Here is a 17,669-nt window from a genome sequence, read left to right as displayed (position 1 = left end):
GTTGCTCAGGCTCGATCGCACGCTTCATATATATTTCATCAGAATGTTCTCCACATGCTGCAAATGCTGCTTCATCGTCTGAGCCGCAAGCTCGGAATCCCGATTCCGAACCGCTTCGTAGATTGCAAGATGCTCCCGGTAAAGCTGCTCCGCGACCCGTTGATTCGAATAGAGCTCCACTCGGCGAATTTCCCGGATCGCGGTTTCCAACTGGTTCGCGATCGATTCGAACAAACGAAGCATAATCGAGTTGTGAGTCGCCCTGGCTAACGTGAGGTGGAAAAGGAGATCCGTTCGTTCGCCTTCGAGATCGTGTCCGACCGATCCTTCCATCTCTTGAATGAGCGCGGCGAATTCCGCCAGATCTTGATCCGTCCTCTTCGTCGCCGCGATCGCCGCATTGGATACTTCCAACGATTGACGCGCTTCCAGCAACTCCAATAAGGTGCTTCTGTTCATCCGCAAGGAATCCAACTCGGGCAGCGAAATATCCGTCGTAGACGTCGGCGCGTTGTTGATGACCCGACACCCGCCGCCCTGGCGGATTTCGATAAGCCCCATCGCTTTAAGAGCGCTTAAAGCTTCTCTTGTCGTCGAGCGTCCCACGCCGAAGCTCTCGGACATTTCTTTCGTCGAAGGAAGCTTGTCGCCGACTTTAAGCTTGCCGTCCACGATCATCCGCAGCAACTGATCCTTGATTTCCTCATAATGATTCCGCTTCGTTAACCGGGTCATCTCCAACCGATCTCAACCTCCGTCTCATCCAACGATCAGCGCGTATACGACTCCGGGACCGTGTACGCCGATCGTCAGATCGTTCTCGATGTCCGAGGAACGGCTTGGGCCGGAGATGAAATGGATACCTGCCGGCAAACTCTCGCGCCCGCCTTCGTCGAATCGAACCATTACTTCGCCCATTCGTGTCTTCAACCGATCGACGGGAATAATCGCCATTAGTACCGTAGGCAGCAAACTGACGGAACGCCCTTTGTTCTCGGCCGACAACACGACCATCGAGCTCGTATAAGCAGCCGCGTGATCCACGAGCACGACACCAATATCCGCTTCGGCCGCTCTCGCTTTCCACTGCTCTTCGGGATCGGTATTCCATACCGATATTTTAGCGTCGGGCAGCTCGGATTCCAGTCCGAGAGCCTCGAGCTCCGGTTGATTCTGCCGAATGAGATAGTGAGCTCCCATCTCTGTCGCTTTGTCCGCGATAAAACGGCGAACATCCTCCATCGAACCCAAGCGCTCCACGTGACCGCCTACGCTTTTGAAATTTTCCGTAAACTTGTCGATTCTTTCTTGCTCGTTCCATTCGTAAGCGTTCCAGAAGTCGGGAGATCCCCGGTATGGATGGCGCGGAGGCTCGGAAACCATCGGTCTTCTCAGCTTGGCGGAGATGCCGTCCATGAAGCTGATCTGCTTGGAGCGAGATTTCGCTTCCATTTCCTTTAACCACTCTTGATGGGCTTTAGCTGTGTCCATGTCCGTCGTGGCCTCCTTTCGCGCGATCCTTAACGATTTGCTCCATCCGGTTCTTCATATCCGGAGCCATTTCCTTCAGACCGTTGCGAATTTCCGCGTCGAGCGTTCCCCATTGATCGCGGAATGATTTTTTCGGCAAACTCGGCGTAACCCTGTAAGTGTTCCAGCCCTTCAACGGGCCGACCTTCAGGCGAATTTCGCCATCGCGGGCAACGAGCTTCTGACCGAATTTACCGAGCTTCAAGATGGTTTTGAACCGTCCGGATTTAGACAACAACGTCCCGAAGCCCGCCATGCCGGCTCCCTCGATCTTATTCCCGTGGCCTGCTTCCACTTTGCGCCTGCGCAAATAGACGAGCATATCGTGCAGCGGAATTTTCACCGGGCACGCTTCGTAACAGGCTCCGCACAAACTGGAGGCGTTCGCGATATCGTCCCATTCGGCAATGTTCTTCTGCAGGGAAGGAGTCAAAACGGCTCCGATCGGTCCGCTATAGGTTCCCCCGTAAGCATGGCCTCCGATATGACGGTAAACCGGGCAAGCGTTCAAACAAGCGCCGCAACGGATACAGTTCAGCAGCTCTTGAAACTCCGGGTCGCCAAGCTGTAGAGATCGTCCGTTATCGACGATAATGATATGCATTTCATCCGGACCGTCCGCATCTTCCGTCCGGCGCGGCCCCGTGATCCCCGACATGTACATCGTCAACTTCTGTCCGGTCGCGGAACGAGGCAGCAAAGTCGCCATGACTTCCAGATCCGCCCAGGAAGGAATAATCCGTTCCATTCCCATAAGCGTAATCTGCGTTTTCGGCAGCGTGGTAACCATGCGCGCGTTGCCTTCGTTCTCGAACAAAACCATCGAACCCGTCTCGGCGATCGCGAAGTTGCAGCCCGTCATTCCGATATCCGCTTCCAGGAATTTGGCGCGTAATCTTCTACGAACGTAACCGGCTAGAACCTTCGTATCCGCTTCCAGCTTCTCTCCCGCGTCTTCGGACAGCAGATCCGCGATCTGGAAGCGATTCTTGTGTATCGCCGGAATAATAATATGAGAAGGCGCTTCTCCGGCCAATTGAATAATGTATTCGCCGAGATCCGTCTCGATCGCCTCGACGCCGATCGATTCGAGGGCATGGTTCAGATGAAGCTCTTCCGATACCATCGACTTCGATTTCACGACGGATTTGGCGCTTTTTCTCTCCGCGATCGATAGCGAGATGTCGACCGCGTCTTGAGCGGTATCCGCAAAATGAATATGAACGCCGTTCGCGCGGGCATTGTTTACGAACTCGTTGAGATAGTAATCGAGATGGGCGATCGTGTGAAGACGGATTTGCCGTCCGCGCTCGCGCCACTCTTCCCAATTGCCGTGCTCTTCCGTCGCTTTCAGCTTGCCGTTCTTTAACCTCTCGGTCGTAAACTTAACGGCCTTGCGAAGAAAATCGTTATTCAGCGCTAACTCCGCGCGCGCCTTAACCGTCGCTCCATCGGGATGCGCCGTTGCTCCGTGACCCATGCTACTTCACCCCTTCGTATAGAAGCTCCGCCAAGTGCATGACTCGGACCGGTTCGTTGCGATACCGCAGGTTGCCGCCGATATTCATCAAGCAAGCCATATCCAGCCCGACCAACACCTCGGCTTCCGTTGCTTTGACGTGATCGGCTTTCTCCGTGACCATGGCGCCGGAAATGTCCGACATCTTCACGGCGAACGTTCCTCCGAACCCGCAGCAATCTTCCGCATGCGGCAAGGGGACGAGTTCCATCCCTTTTACGTGGCTCATCAGTTCCATCGGTTCGTCTTTAACGCCGAGGATTCGGCTGCCGTGACAAGAAGGATGGTAGGTGACTTTGTGCGGGAACGTCGCTCCGACATCCTTCACGCCCAACACTTGAACGAGAAATTGCGTAAACTCGTAGGATTTGCTCTGAAGCTTCATCGCTTTCTCGTACATGACTTTATCGTCCTCGAACAGCTTCGGATAATGGTGAATCATGCCCGTGCAGGAGCCCGACGGGGAGATGACGAAGTCGCAATCCTCGAACGCTTCGATGATCGTCGTCGCGGTTGCGCGCGCTTCCTTCCAATAACCGCTATTATAGGCCGGCTGTCCGCAACAAGTCTGCACTTTAGGAAATTCCAAATGAACGCCGTATCTCGCCAACAACCGGACCATCGCTTCCCCGACTCTCGGGTAGATCGCATCGCTTAGGCAAGTTATGAATAAGGAAACTTTCATGCTGCACCTCTCTTAATCAGCTATTAGTTTCATATTATCAGGTTATCAGACATGTTTAAAGCGAAAAATGCGGAAAACTTAACGCGAGATTTAAAGGGAATCGCACCTGATACGTTCCACGTTACGATTCCCTTTATAGCTTGCTTAGTATACCGTTCAAGAGTCCTAAACCGTAATGACGGTGATTCCTTTGTTTTCGAGCTGTTCGATCGTCTCCGCTGCCATCCTGCGATCGGTAATAATGACATCTACGTCGGATAGATCGGCAACGTGAGTAAACGCCTGCACCCCGAATTTGCTGGAATCCGCCAACAAAATAACCTCGTCGGCCATTCCGATCATCCGTTGCTTGATACGCGCTTGCAGTTCGTTGGATTCGCTGATTCCCCGGTCCAGGTGAACGCCTTTGCACGATAAGAACACTTTATCGACATGGTAAGCATCTAACGACCTTTCCGCTAGAGGGCCGACGAAGGATAACGAACGCTGGGCAAGGATGCCCCCCGTCGAGATCACTTCGATCTTCTCCTTGCTGCTAAGCTCCGTCGCGACTTTGATCGAATTGGTTAACACGGTTAAGAAGTCGTCCGGTACGTCCGTTGCCATATACCAAGCCGTCGAGCTTGCGTCGAGCAGAATCCGATCTTTGGGTTGAATCCGCTTGATCGCTTCCAGCGCGATGCGTTTCTTCTCGTCCGCGTTCGTGATTTCACGAACGGCGTAAGGAATTTCCGGATGCAACGTCGCATCCTTCACGCTCACCGCTCCTCCGTGGGAGCGGCGAAGCCGCCCCGCTTGCTCGAGGCGATCCAGGTCTCTGCGGATCGTCTCTTCCGTCACTTGGCACAGATCGCTCAACTCGGATACCCGTATGCTTCCTCTTTCGTTCACCAGGCCCACAATTTTCTCATAGCGCTCCGCAACTAGCATGTCTGCCCTCTTTTCACGAACCTATATTATTCAGTCACACCCGTTATCGTAAGGAACCGGATATATGCCGCGTTCCAAGCTTCGCTTTCCTCCGGTTCGTACACGGTGATCGGGAAAGATTCCCGAATCGCTCTGCGCGCTTCCCAGATGTCCGCGAACTCGCCCCGGGCAATCCATTGTACGACCAAATTCCCGATCGCGCTACCCTCGGAAGGTCCTGCCCACACCGATTTGCCGATCGCGTTAGCCGTCCATTGACAGAGCAACGTATTCTGAATGCCTCCGCCGACCATGTGCAAACCGTTAAAGCTCTGTCCAGACAACCGTTCCGTCAATTCGAACACCTGCCGGTATTTCAGCGCCAAGCTTTCCAGAATGCAACGAACGATCTCGCCCGTAGTCTCGGGAGCCTGTTGGCCGGTTTGTTGACAGTATTGCGCAATGCGCGACGGCATGTCGCCCGGCGGAAGGAACAACGAATCGTCGGGATCGATGAAAGCAGCGAACGACTTCGCGCCCGAAGCCATCTGAACCAATTCGGGGAACGAATAGGATTCTCCTGCTCTTTCCCATTCCCGGCGGCATTCTTGTAAAATCCACAAACCCATGATGTTCTTCAGCAGCCGGTAAGTATCCGCCACGCCGCCCTCGTTCGTGAAATTCAGCTTCAAAGCGAGATCATGAAGAACAGGCTTATCCACTTCCGTTCCCATAAGAGACCATGTTCCGCAGCTCAAATACGCGAAGGACTTCTCCGTAGCCGGAACGGCCGCAACCGCGGAGCCCGTATCATGCTCGGCTACCGCATACACCGGAATCGACGGAATGCCAAGCTCCTCGCAGACGGAAGGTTGAATCGAACCGGCTTTTTCCCCCGGTTGCAATACATCCCCGAACCAGGATCTTGGAAGGTCCAGCAGCCGCAGCAACTCGGAATCCCATGTCCCTTCGATAGGATTGAACAATTGCGTCGTCGTTGCGTTCGAGAATTCGTTATGCATTTCGCCGGTCAAGAAATATCTCAGAATATCCGGAATCATTAAGAAACGGTTGCCGTCCTTGAGTAACGGCGATTTTGCTTCTTTTAGCGCGTAGAGCTGGTAGATCGTATTAAACGGCAGAAATTGAATTCCCGTGCGGGCGAAAATGACGTGAGGAGGAATTCGCGTAAACAAGCTCTCCATGGCGCCTTCCGTATGACGGTCCCTATAATGATAAGGGTTTCCGATCAATTCTCCGTTCTTGCCGATGAAACCGAAGTCGACGGCCCACGAGTCGATGCCCATGCTATGCAGCGATATGCCTTGATGCTTGGCTTTCAGGAGCCCTTGTTTAATCTCATGATAAAGCCGCAAAATATCCCAGTACAGGCGGTCGCCCACTTGCACCGGATCATTGGAGAAGCGATGAAGCTCCTCCACCTCGATCTTGCCGTCCGTCAGACGGCCAAGCAACGCTCTTCCGCTGCTTGCGCCAAGATCAAACGCGAGAATGTCCGACATTAAGATCACCCTTATGTTATGTTAAACTCCGCGTTTCAGCAGCACTTCATTCTCGTAGCTTTTCACTTCGGCGAGCCAATCTTCGCGAACCGGAACGCCCTTCTTCGCGCAGTAATAATCCCATATCGCTCCGAACGGATACGATTTGAATTCTTCCGTCAAGGCGAGACGAGTCGTGTAATCCCCTTCGAGCTCGGCTTTCTTCAGCGCTTCGATCGGATCAAGCATACCGCGAAGCAATGCTTTGATCGTATTGCGCGTTCCGATTACCCATGCCGCGACGCGATTGATGCTTCCGTCGAAGAAATCAAGGCCGATATGGGTTTTACCCAGTAAATCGCCGCGAACGAGTTCCCGTCCGATCTCGATCAACTCGTCATCGAGCGTAACGACATGGTCGCTGTCCCAACGCATCGGGCGGCTCACGTGAAGCAAGATGCCGTCGGCGAACAGAGACAGGGAGCTTAGCTTGTTCGAAATGACTTCCGTCGGATGGAAATGACCCGCATCAAGGCAGATCAACTTGTTGTTCCGAATGCCGTAACCCATGTAGAACTCATGCGATCCGACTACGTAAGCTTCCGAACCGATACCGAAGAGCTTGCTTTCCACGGCATCCAAGTTATGCGCCGGGTTCAACTCTTCCGCGAACACCTCGTCAAGAGCGGCCTTAAGACGTTGTCTTGGCGCTAAGCGGTCAACCGGAACATCCTTGAAACCGTCCGGTACCCAGACGTTCGTCACGCAAGTTTGTCCGAGCTGCTCGCCGAAGTACGCGCCGATCTTGCGCGAAGCTTTGCAGTGATCGATCCAGAACTTGCTGATCTCCGGATCCGGGTGGCTGAGGGTAAATCCGTCCTTGGACTTCTCGTGCGAGAAACAAGTCGGGTTGAAATCCATGCCTAACCCTTGCTCCTTAGCCCAATCGACCCATTTCTGAAAATGCTTCGGTTGAAGCTGATCCAGCTCCACCTTCTCGTCCGTGTCCGCGTAGATCGCGTGAAGATTCACTTTATGTTTGCCCGGGATCAAGGAGAACGCTTTCTCGAGGTCGGAACGAAGTTCATCCGGCGTCGTAGCCGCTCCAGGATGATTTCCCGTTACCGAAATTCCACCGGTCAGATCTTGATCCTTGTTCAGAAACCCTTTAACGTCGTCCCCTTGCCAACAGTGCATCGAGATCTTAATGTTTTCCAGTTGCGCCAGCACCTGGTCTACGTCGATACCATGCTGTGCGTACAATTCTTTGGCTGCTTCGTAGTTGCGAACGATTTTCTCTTGCATGCGTGATCCTCCTTGACCGATCCGGTCTACTTAATTGGATGTGCCATAACGGACATCAAGGCGTTCTCGGCTTGTGTCGCGTCCAGCCGACTATATTGCACGATAATCGGGATATCGCTTTGAACTTCGATAGCGTAGGGAACGCCGACCGGAATCAGCGTCCCTTCTTGGTGTAGCGAGCTTGTTCTAATATGTTTAGTGCGTCTAGCCGCAACGACGACCATAATATCTTCCATCGGATCGCGATCTTCGAAGTAAATCGAAATTCGCAGCAGTGCATCTTCCGAAGCCGTATTCAGTACGCAAATCGATTCATGACTCGTTAACTGGCCTGAGCTGACCTCGGGAATGTAGCCGTCCGGAATGTACCAGAGCTTTTCCCCGCGTGGTCTATGCATGTGCGATCCCTCCGATTTATCGAGTAAATGCCGCCGGTACTCCGCCGTCGATCGTCAGCATGCAACCCGTCGTTTTGTCGGACTTGGAAGACGCGAAGAACGCGATGCCTTCCGCGATGTCTCTCGGGTAAATGTTGACGAGCAGCGTCGTGCGTTTGCGATAGTGCTCTTCCAGTTGATCCGGCTCGATTCCGTAAGCGGCCGCGCGCTCGGTTCTCCAGCTGCCGTTCCAGATCGCGGAGCCTTGAAGGATCGCATCCGGCAAAATCGTGTTGACGCGAATGCCGAACTCTCCGCCTTCCGCGGCAATACAACGCGCAAGATGTGCTTCCAAAGCTTTAACGGAGCTATATGCGGTTGCGTTCTTACCTGCGTAGATAGAGTTTTTGGAGCCGATGAATACCATGTTCCCGCCGATAGCTTGCTCTTTCATCATTTTGAACGCTTCGCGCGCAACGAGGAAATATCCCGTTCCAAGCACGTTCATGTTCAAGTTCCACTCTTTAAGAGAGGTTTCTTCGAACGGGCTGGAAGTCGCAAGACCCGCGTTGTTAACGATGATGTCGACGCCGCCGTAAGCTACGGCCGTTTCCGCGTATGCGGCTTGGATGAGCTCTTCGCTCGTTACGTCTACTTTAACCGCAAGCGCGCGGTTCTCGCCATACTTTTCGTTAATTTCCGCCGCAACCTTCTGCGCGCCCTCGAGATTCAAGTCCGCAAGCACGACGTGAGCGCCTTCGGATACGAGTCTGCGAGCCGTTTCGCTGCCGATTCCGCCTGCTCCGCCGGTGATGAAAGCAATTTTGCGGGAGAATTCCGCCTCTGCGGGAGCAAGGGACAATTTGTAAAGCTCAAGCGGCCAATATTCCACGTTGTAGGATTCGTTCTCGACTAGGGAAACGAATTTGCCAAGCGCGGTTGCGCCTCTCATAACCGCGATCGCGCGGTGGTACAACGCTCCGCTCACTTGCGACATCGCCCAGCTCTTGCCGGTATTGATCATCCCGACTCCCGGAATGAGGATAACGCGAGGAGCCGCTTCGAACATGACGTCTCCTTCGTTCTTGTTGCGTTCGAAGTAAGCTTTGTACATTTCTTTGTATGCCGCTACGCCTTCTTTAAGCTTAGCTTTAAGTCCTTCGACGTCGTCCGCGTTAGGAGCCCAATCGATGAACAACGGAACGACTTTCGTGTGGACGAGATGATCCGGGCAAGCCGCCCCTACTTGGGATAATGTCGCGGAATCTTGACCGCCGACGAATTGCAGCACATCGTCCGCATCGTCGAAGGAAAGAATCATTTTCTTCGCGTCGCTTACCGCGCCGCGAATCGTAGGCATCACTTGAGCCGCGATGCTCTTGCGAACTTCCGCTTCGAGCGTCGGATGTTTCACGCCGCCGAATACTTTCGCTTCGTTGATGCGAGCTTCGATGAAGTCTTCCGCTTCCGTGATGATCTTGATCGTTTGTGCGTAGCACTCTTCGGAAGTGTCTCCCCAAGTGACCAAACCGTGTTTCTCCATCAGAACGAGCTCTGCTTTCGGGTTGTTCAGCACGCCTTCCGCGATCATTTTGGACAATGTGAATCCTGGACGAATGTAAGGCACCCATACGAAGCGATCGCCGAAAATTTCTTCGGCGAGTTGTTTGCCGTTATCCGCGCAACAAAGGCTGATGATGGAATCCGGGTGCGTATGGTCTACATGTTTGTATGGAAGGAATGCATGAAGCAAAGTTTCGATCGAAGCGCGGGGATGTTTAGCGTCGATCATACAATTCACTAAATAGGCAACCATATCTTCATCGGACATTTCCGATTTTTCGAACAAAGGACGGATATCATCTAGGCGAAGGCCGGTGAAGTTGCTCGCCTTCATCGAAGCCAAGTCGGATCCGCTGCCTTTTACGTACATAACCTCGGTATCGCGACCGCGGAAATCTTTGACGATCGTTTTCGTCGATGTATTGCCGCCGCCGAAATTACATACGCGACGATCCGCGCCAATGATGTTGGAGCGATATACGAGTTGATCCAATCCGCTTTGCTTTTCTGATGCTTTCGATGATTCCCACAAGCTCTGTACCATGATGATACCTCCGAATTTGTTGTTTATTTAGGCTTGATTTCAGTTTATCATACCCGTTTGTGTTTGAAAACCATAAATACAAAAACAAACAAAGATTTTGAATCACATTCAAAAATGTAATGTGAATGGATGCAAAAAAAATAGAGCTAACCGTAAGGTCGATTCGGACCTCAAAGATTAGCTCTATTCATAAGCGTATAATAGCGGATTACAGCCCTTTTTTGTTCGGCAAATAATGAAGCGCCCTAATGAATCTGATCGTTCTCGTCTTGGCGCGCATGACGATGGAGTGGGTTTCCGCGCGGTCGTCCGGCAAATATCTTACTCCGCCTAGGAATTCCCCCGGAGTGACGCCGGTCGCCGCGAATATGACGTCGTCCGTTCCGATCATGTCTTCCATCGTCAACACTTTATAAGGATCGTCGATTCCCATCTGCAAGCAACGTGCGTATTCGTTCGCATCGGAAGGCATTAATCGGCCTTGAATTTCGCCTCCCAGACATTTCAACGCGGCAGCGGCGAGCACTCCCTCAGGCGCGCCTCCCGATCCGACGTACAGATCGATGCCGGCTTCAGGGAACGCCGGAGCCATCGCCCCCGCGACGTCGCCATCGGACAGAAATTTTATTCTGACTCCGACTTTACGCAACGTCTTGATCAACGCTTCATGCCTGACCCGGTCGAGCACCATAACGGTAAGTTCGGAGACGTTCTTGTTCAAGATGTCCGCCGCTTTGGCCAACGTCACTTCCATCGGATCCGTCAGGCGCAGTCTTCCGACCAATTGCGGACCGACGGCGAGTTTCTCCATATACATATCCGGCGCATGCAACAGATTCCCCTTATTCGCGATGGCGATAACGGACATCGCGTTGTTCAAACCCTTCGCCACGATTTCCGTTCCTTCCAGCGGATCGACCGCAACGTCGACCTCGGGACCGTTCATGCTGCCGACTTGCTCTCCGATATAGAGCATCGGAGCTTCGTCCATCTCTCCCTCGCCGATAACGACCGTTCCGTTAACCGATATCGAATCGAACATCGCCCTCATCGCCGATGTCGCCGCTCCGTCCGCATTGATTTTATCTCCACGGCCCATCCATGGCGCGGATGCCAATGCCGCCAATTCCGTAACTCGTACGATCTCCAATGCTAACTCTCTCTCCATATAACGCCCTCCATATCGCGAAATCAACTTATATAATGTATATCATATTATTATTTATGTTACAATATTAAAACAATAATCCGCATAATTGAGGCACAAATTGGGCCTAATTGCACAATAGTATACCTGCGATATGAGACTTCCGCTCTCTTAGTCGGAAATTCCGACTATGGTGGGGCAAATCAAAAAACCTAAAAAGGTTGGTACAAGACTAATCCCTTGTACCAACCTTTTTAGGTTAATTCGCGCTCAAACGAGCTTAATATGAAGCAAGATCATTTCGGAACGGCTGCCAATCCGAATCGGCGGCCCCCAGGATCCGAAACCCGAGGATACGATGACATGCATCGCCCCTTTTCTCATATAGCCCCAATCGAGCTCGAACAGTCTCTTCGTGAACAAGTGGTTCGGAGCGAATTGTCCCCGGTGGGTGTGACCGCTCAGCATAACGTCCGCTCCCGCTTCCGCGGCTTGGGCGAACTTCGTCGGCTGGTGATCGATCAGAATGATCGGTTTACTGCCGTCCAGCGGACGTGTTAGCTCGGCAACGCTCTTTCTCGAGCTATCCATGGACTCGGCGGTTTTATCTTTGCGTCCGACCACGAACAGCTCTCCACCGATGTCCGCCGTTTCGTCTTGCAGTACCCGGATGCCGATCCGTTTCATTTCTTCGACATATTGATCGATATGACCGCCGAAATATTCATGATTACCCAGCACGGCAAATACTCCGCGCTTCGCTCGTAACTGTCCAAGCACCTCGCCCATCTTGTTTCTTATGAACGGTTCGATAGAATCGTCGATCACGTCTCCGGGCAACAAAACCAAGTCCGGCTTTACGTCGTTCACCCATTTCACGAGTTTGGCGAGATGTCTGCGACCGACCACGTTACCCAAGTGAATATCCGATGCCATCGCGATCGTCCATTCGCGTTGGCCGCCTTCGACCGGCGGCTTGGCGATTTCCAACTCGTATTTGCGCACGATCGGACTCCAAGCGTTCCATGAACCGATCGCTGTCAGCGCGATCAGAACAATGACGATAACACCGTTCGCGTACAGCGCGTAATCTTGAAGGTTAGCACCCGATATCCATAAAACGAGTTTAATCAAATCCGATACGGCGAACAGGATCAATCCGGCTTCCATGATGAAAATATAATAGGAACCGATCACCTTCAACAATCGGCCGACAGGTTTCGCGAATTCGGGTAACGGAAAACGTCCGGCAATGTAACCGTAAGCGACAATTCCAAACGTAATCCAGAATAGCCAAGGCGATACCGTGATATTGACGTCATCGAGCCATTCCGTCAGATGCCATCCGATATAAAAGTTAATGCTAGAGTATACGATAATTAGAAAAACGAAGAGCACGATCATTCGAGGATGGATTTTCATCTGCGCGGCAATCTCCCTACTCTCTCTATTAAAATACTGAGAAGATTATAACACAGATAGAACCCCGAACCGAAACGGCTCGGGGTTCTATACGTTTAACCTTGGGAGAGTATGCCTTGCGGCCGATCTTGCATGATCGCTCGAGACCAACGCTCTACGTCATAATGGATAATCGGCCGACTTATTTTTAACTCGTGCCGTTGGCGCAGAAGATCCCGGGTACGGAACAGAACGGATTTGACCGTCGGAATCGTGCTTGCCATGTCCGTTGCGATCTCCTGCATCGAATACCTGAAATACGTGAACAGAAGCCACATCTCGATATTGCGCCTCGGGAACCTCTCGGACAGCCATTCAATCGTGCTGCGGATTTCCACGTAATCGTTATCCGTATAGTATGCTTTTGACGAATCGACGACAGCGACCGCTAACCCTCTCCGCCTCTGGCGCTTCCGACAATCGTCGATCCACAAGTTTCTGGCCACCCTGACGAGAAATAGCTTCACGTCCAAATACGGCGCGGAATGCACGAAGAATACCATCGCTTTTAATTGGGTCTCCTGAAACAAATCCTCCGCGTCCCATTTCGACTTCGTCAAATAGTGGCAATATTTTTTTAGATCCACCAAGTGCGGGGATACCCATGTATCGAATATCGTATTTACGTCCATGCGAGATCCCTTTCCTTCAAGTCATGATTTCGGAGCGATCCCTACGGTTTGTCCGTCTTTCAACGCATGTTGACCCGAAACGATCAAACGATCGTCTATCTTCAAACCTTCCAATATTTCCTGATATGGCCCGTTGATCCGTCCCGGCACGATTTTCCGTTTTTCCGCCTTGTTCCCGTTGAGCACGAATGCAAAGGTTTCCGTGCCTTCCCTTACGATGCTGAGTGAAGGAATGGCTATGACGCTTTCCTCCTCCGGAGTCGTAAGTTGAATTTGAACCCGAGAGGCCGGCTTCAAGGACCGGTCCGTATTCTCGACCTCTAATTCGAAATCGTACAATTTCGTGCCCGCGTCGGGAAGCTCCGACAAATAAACGACTTTCGCTTTCCTCTGGCTTTCGCCGTCGCCAGCGTTCTTGAATACGATTTCCCGTTTGTTGCGCGCTAATTGCGCGGCCGTTTCCGTTAATTGCGCCTTGAGCTTCACTTTCTCGGTGTTCTGGACGACGCCGAACGCGCTTCCGGCTTGAATATTCGACCCCGCATCGGCCTTCACGTCGGTAAGAATACCGCTTGCGGGCGCTTTGATTTCTCCATTCCCCCAGGAGTGAGCTGCCTGTTCCAGACTTAGCCTCGCCGTCTCCACGTTCGCTTTCAAGGCTTCGGAAGCTTGGTTCCCTTGTAAAGCTTCCAATTGTTTAAGCGCAACGGCTAAACTGCGTTTCGTCTCGTCCTGTTCGGCTTCCGTGCCTTCCCTAGCCTGCATCTTCAGCTTATCCTTGATCGAGTTCACCGTATTGGTCAGCTCCAATCGTCTCGCGGATAACTCCGCTTCCGAGTTCAGAAGCGATGATTCCGCGTTCTTAAGAGCCGCTTCGGCTCTTTCCTTCTCGATAAAAGCATTCTTGTTGTCGATAATGGCAATGACGTCTCCCGCGTTGACCTTATCCCCGTTTCTCTTGACCAAGCGCAGCAACATCCCGCCGGCTTCCGCCGTAATGTCTACCCGCGACGATGCGCTAACTTCCGCTAGCTGCTCTCGCGGTTCTCCCATGCTTATCTTGGCAACCGCCTCTACCTTAACGAGAGCTTCTTCGCTCACCGCCGCTGTCGGTTGTTCCGCTACGTTGGCGGAAGTGGAACATCCGGAGAGATAAAAGGCGCTGGCACTTAGAAGCAATAGAATAATCGTCTTCTTATTGTTTAACTTCGATTGTCGCTTTCGCGTTTCATGAATCCACATAGATCGTGACTCCTTTTTTATAAGCTTATATCCTCGCCGGCAGTCGTTCTGTTCTTACGATTAAACATTCGGTTTAATCTCGCTTTGAACGATTCGATCAGCTCATAGATGATCGGAACGACGACTAACGTTAATATCGTGGACGTGATCAGACCTCCGATGACGACGACGGCAAGCCCTTTGGAAATGAGCGTGCCATGCGACAGTCCAAGAGCCAACGGAACCATGGCCGCAATCGTAGCGCCGGCGGTCATGATGATCGGACGCAGTCTGACTTTGCCCGATTCGATTAGCGCATGACGCGCGAGATACCCTTCTTTTCTCAGTTGCTGGGTACGATCGAGCAAGACGATCGCATTGGTGACGACGATGCCTATGAGCATAAGGAACCCGATGAGAGAAGTAATATTGATCGATTCCTTCGCGATCCACAATCCGAGCAAACCGCCGATAACCGCGAGCGGCAAGGAAAACAAGATGGCGAACGGCGTGCCCGCGTTCCCAAAGCACAGCACCATGATCAGATACACGATCGCGATTGCCGCGCCCATAGCGGCGAACATCTGCGTGAAGCCTTTGGCCATATCGAGGCTAACGCCGCGAATCGTCGTGGATACTCCGGATGGAAGCTCTAGCTGTTCGAGCTGGCTCGACACTTTCGAGCTAATCGCCGCTTTGTCGTTCGAATCTATCTTCGCCGTTATGCTGACCATCAGCCTTTGACTCTCGCGTTGCAACGATAACGGAGATTTAACCTCTCCTAGCTTGGCGATCTCGTTCAAGTGAACGATGGTGCCGTCCGCAGCTTGAATCGGCATTCGGCCTAATTGATCCAACGAATCTTTATCCTTCGACGCAAGCTCGACAGCCGACTTGAATAAAGTGTTATCCAAGCGAATATTGCCTAATTCGTACTTGGCGATCCATTCCGCGACAAGACGCTGAACGCCCGAAACATCTAATCCGAAGAGATTCGCTTTGGAAGGAGAAACCGCGATTTGAATTTCCGTTTTCGCGTCCCCCAAGCTATCTTTGATTTCCTTCAGCTCGGAAAATTGTTTCATTTCGTTCTTGATCGTCGCGGCTGCTTGTTCAAGCATCAACTGATCCTCGCCATAGATCACGTACACGAAATCGACCGATGATGAACCGCTTCCCCCGGCCAGAGATCCGGACATGACTTCGGAGCCTTTAGGAAGTTGATCCGCGATCAGCTTGCGATAACGCTCCTTGACCGTATCGGGGTCGACGTCATCGTTCACTTGCGTGATCAGCTCGATCATGTACGGGACGCGCTCTTCAGACCAGCCGTAACCGACCAACGATTCCACGAAAGTAAACATCGACCGATCATTCTCGTCCTTCGCTTCCAGCAACATCGTTTCAAGCTGTTTCGCCTGCAGATCGGTGCTGTCGAAGGAGGTTTCATAGGGAAGCTTGATCGAATAATTCATTTGTTTAACGGGCGGGCCTTCAGGGATAAACCCTTTAGGAAGGTTAGGCACGGTAAAGACGATCGTTAGGATGAACAGCAATCCGGAAAGAAGCAACGTTTTCATTCGATGGGTTAGGCACCAAACTAACGTTCGTTCATAGAACGAAACCAATTTGCCTCCCTCATGCTCTTTCGTGCCCATTGCCTTGGCGTTGCGAAGCACCATCAATTTCGCCATCATCGGGATAACCGTCAGCGAAACGAGCAAGGAAGCCAACAACGCGACGGATACCGTAACCGCGAACGGTCGGAATAACGCTCCGATAATTCCGGTTACGAAGGCGATTGGCAGGAACACGCCGACCGTAACGAACGTAGACGAGCTTATTGCCATAGCCACTTGTTTAACGGCCAGAAGAACAACCGACTCGTTCCTTTTCTGCGCTTTCTGGAGATTCGCGTAGATACTCTCTATGACTACGATACTATCGTCCACGATCCGTCCGACCGCGATGAATAGTCCGCCGAGAGACATAATATTTAAGGTGATGTTCAAGTAATTCATAACGACCAGCGTCAACAAGACGGACAGCGGAATGGACACGATGACGATAAGCGTCATTCTCATATTCCGCAGAAATACCAAGATCATCAAGGAAGCCAGAATAATGCCGAGAAAGCCTTCCTTTAGTAATCCGCTAATCGATTGTCTGACTTCGTCCGCGCTATCGTACACCGTATTAAACGAGATCCCCGGAGTAGACTTCTCCCAGTCGCTGATCTTTTGTTTCGCTTCATTGGAGAAATCGACCGCGTTCGTGCCTCGCGACATGTACAGGTGAATACCGATAGCAGGCTTATCATCCAACCTCGCGATAAAACTGGATTCATTAATCGCTTCGATATCGGATATATCCTTGATGAGCAACGTTTGCCCCGTCGGCGTCGAGATTTCCAAGTTCTCCAGATCGTAAAGACTGTTCAACTCCCCCTTCACGCGGGCGATCTGCGAATTGCCGTTGAACTTGACGATTCCGACCGAACCGTTCGTCATCGCGGATTGTATCGCGTTCGTAACCATGGATGGCGTTAACCTATAAGCGGCCAACGCTCCTCCGTCTAACCGGATATCGAGAGAGGACTTTCGGGCACCGATCGTATCGATATGATCGATCCCGCTTATCGATTCGAAACCGGGCTTTAATTCCTTGTCGTATAGCTCATCCAGCTCGGTCTGAGTCATTGAGTCGTTCGCATGAACGGCCAAATAATACGAAGGAAAAGAGGCGTAACCCACGGTCGCGACTTTCGGTCTTCCGGCTTCCTTGGGCAGGCCGACTTCCTGAACTATGCTCTCTAGGTCTTGCTTCGTCTTCTCGACGTTAATGCTTTCTTTAAACTCCAGGTTAACCGTCGAGTATCCGTCGTTCGACGACGAACTCATCATCGTTAACCCGGCTATGTTGGCAATCTTGTCCTCGATCGGTTTCGTGACCAAGTTCATTACGTCTTGCGGCGAGGCTTGATACTCGGTAACTATGTAGATAAACGGAAAAGAAATATCCGGCATGTTCTCTACTTTAAGCGAGCTGCCCGCGTAACTTCCGGCCCCTAGCACGATTGCGATCAAGATAAACATAGCCGCTACTTTGTTCATGGAAAACTGGATTAGTGCCTTCAACAGGTAACCCTCCTGCAAATTCGATTCGTTATCTTCGTCATTTCCCTGGCAGAACTTCCCTCCCTCTCCTGCTTTGCACAAGCTTAATACAGAAATATGAATAAACTATGACGAAATGGAGGCCTTCCTTTTTTTCG

The 17,669-nt window shown here is 51.9% G+C and carries 14 protein-coding genes; all 14 read right to left on the bottom strand.

Going from position 1 to position 17,669, the window contains the following annotated elements:
• Positions 1-24 precede the first annotated feature (24 nt).
• Entirely contained in the window at positions 25-741 is a 717-nt protein-coding gene (locus HH215_RS05065; RefSeq protein ID WP_169278919.1) for a FadR/GntR family transcriptional regulator, read from the bottom strand.
• 18 nt (positions 742-759) lie between these two features.
• Positions 760-1,491, bottom strand: a complete 732-nt coding sequence (locus tag HH215_RS05060) for a LutC/YkgG family protein (protein WP_169278918.1) — start codon at positions 1,489-1,491, stop codon at positions 760-762.
• Positions 1,478-3,010, bottom strand: a complete 1,533-nt coding sequence (locus HH215_RS05055; RefSeq protein ID WP_169278917.1) for a LutB/LldF family L-lactate oxidation iron-sulfur protein — start codon at positions 3,008-3,010, stop codon at positions 1,478-1,480. Before HH215_RS05055 ends, HH215_RS05060 begins: the two co-directional genes overlap by 14 nt.
• A 1-nt stretch (position 3,011) precedes the next feature.
• Positions 3,012-3,734, bottom strand: a complete 723-nt coding sequence (locus HH215_RS05050; RefSeq protein WP_169278916.1) for a (Fe-S)-binding protein — start codon at positions 3,732-3,734, stop codon at positions 3,012-3,014.
• A gap of 165 nt (positions 3,735-3,899) precedes the next feature.
• Complete coding sequence (locus HH215_RS05045; protein WP_169278915.1) at positions 3,900-4,664, bottom strand: DeoR/GlpR family DNA-binding transcription regulator; 765 nt, start codon at positions 4,662-4,664, stop codon at positions 3,900-3,902.
• Positions 4,665-4,690: 26 nt separating this feature from the next.
• A complete protein-coding gene (locus HH215_RS05040) occupies positions 4,691-6,166 on the bottom strand; it encodes a rhamnulokinase (RefSeq protein WP_169278914.1) in 1,476 nt (491 codons plus the stop codon).
• Positions 6,167-6,187: 21 nt separating this feature from the next.
• A complete protein-coding gene (gene rhaA / locus HH215_RS05035) occupies positions 6,188-7,450 on the bottom strand; it encodes an L-rhamnose isomerase (RefSeq protein ID WP_169278913.1) in 1,263 nt (420 codons plus the stop codon).
• A gap of 26 nt (positions 7,451-7,476) precedes the next feature.
• The gene (locus tag HH215_RS05030; protein WP_169278912.1) at positions 7,477-7,848 is read right to left on the bottom strand and encodes a sensory rhodopsin transducer; all 372 of its coding nucleotides are present in this window, start codon (positions 7,846-7,848) and stop codon (positions 7,477-7,479) included.
• 16 nt (positions 7,849-7,864) lie between these two features.
• The gene (locus HH215_RS05025) at positions 7,865-9,934 is read right to left on the bottom strand and encodes a bifunctional aldolase/short-chain dehydrogenase (RefSeq protein ID WP_169278911.1); all 2,070 of its coding nucleotides are present in this window, start codon (positions 9,932-9,934) and stop codon (positions 7,865-7,867) included.
• A gap of 208 nt (positions 9,935-10,142) precedes the next feature.
• Complete coding sequence (gene glpX, locus HH215_RS05020) at positions 10,143-11,102, bottom strand: class II fructose-bisphosphatase (protein ID WP_169278910.1); 960 nt, start codon at positions 11,100-11,102, stop codon at positions 10,143-10,145.
• 249 nt (positions 11,103-11,351) lie between these two features.
• A complete protein-coding gene (locus HH215_RS05015; RefSeq protein WP_174887602.1) occupies positions 11,352-12,503 on the bottom strand; it encodes a metallophosphoesterase in 1,152 nt (383 codons plus the stop codon).
• Between the two features lie 95 nt (positions 12,504-12,598).
• Positions 12,599-13,174, bottom strand: coding sequence for an RNA polymerase sigma factor (locus HH215_RS05010; RefSeq protein ID WP_169278909.1), 576 nt, complete (start codon positions 13,172-13,174; stop codon positions 12,599-12,601).
• Between the two features lie 21 nt (positions 13,175-13,195).
• Positions 13,196-14,416: an efflux RND transporter periplasmic adaptor subunit gene (locus HH215_RS05005; RefSeq protein ID WP_169278908.1), complete on the bottom strand. Its 1,221-nt coding sequence runs from the start codon at positions 14,414-14,416 to the stop codon at positions 13,196-13,198.
• A 17-nt stretch (positions 14,417-14,433) separates the two neighbouring features.
• Complete coding sequence (locus tag HH215_RS05000) at positions 14,434-17,532, bottom strand: efflux RND transporter permease subunit (RefSeq protein WP_174887601.1); 3,099 nt, start codon at positions 17,530-17,532, stop codon at positions 14,434-14,436.
• Between the last annotated feature and the right edge of the window lie 137 nt (positions 17,533-17,669).

The organism is Cohnella herbarum (genome assembly GCF_012849095.1).
In the GTDB taxonomy this organism is placed as follows: Bacteria; Bacillota; Bacilli; order Paenibacillales; family Paenibacillaceae; genus Cohnella; species Cohnella herbarum.
Note: the sequence above shows the minus strand (reverse complement) of the source record. Positions and strands in the feature narration are given on the sequence as shown.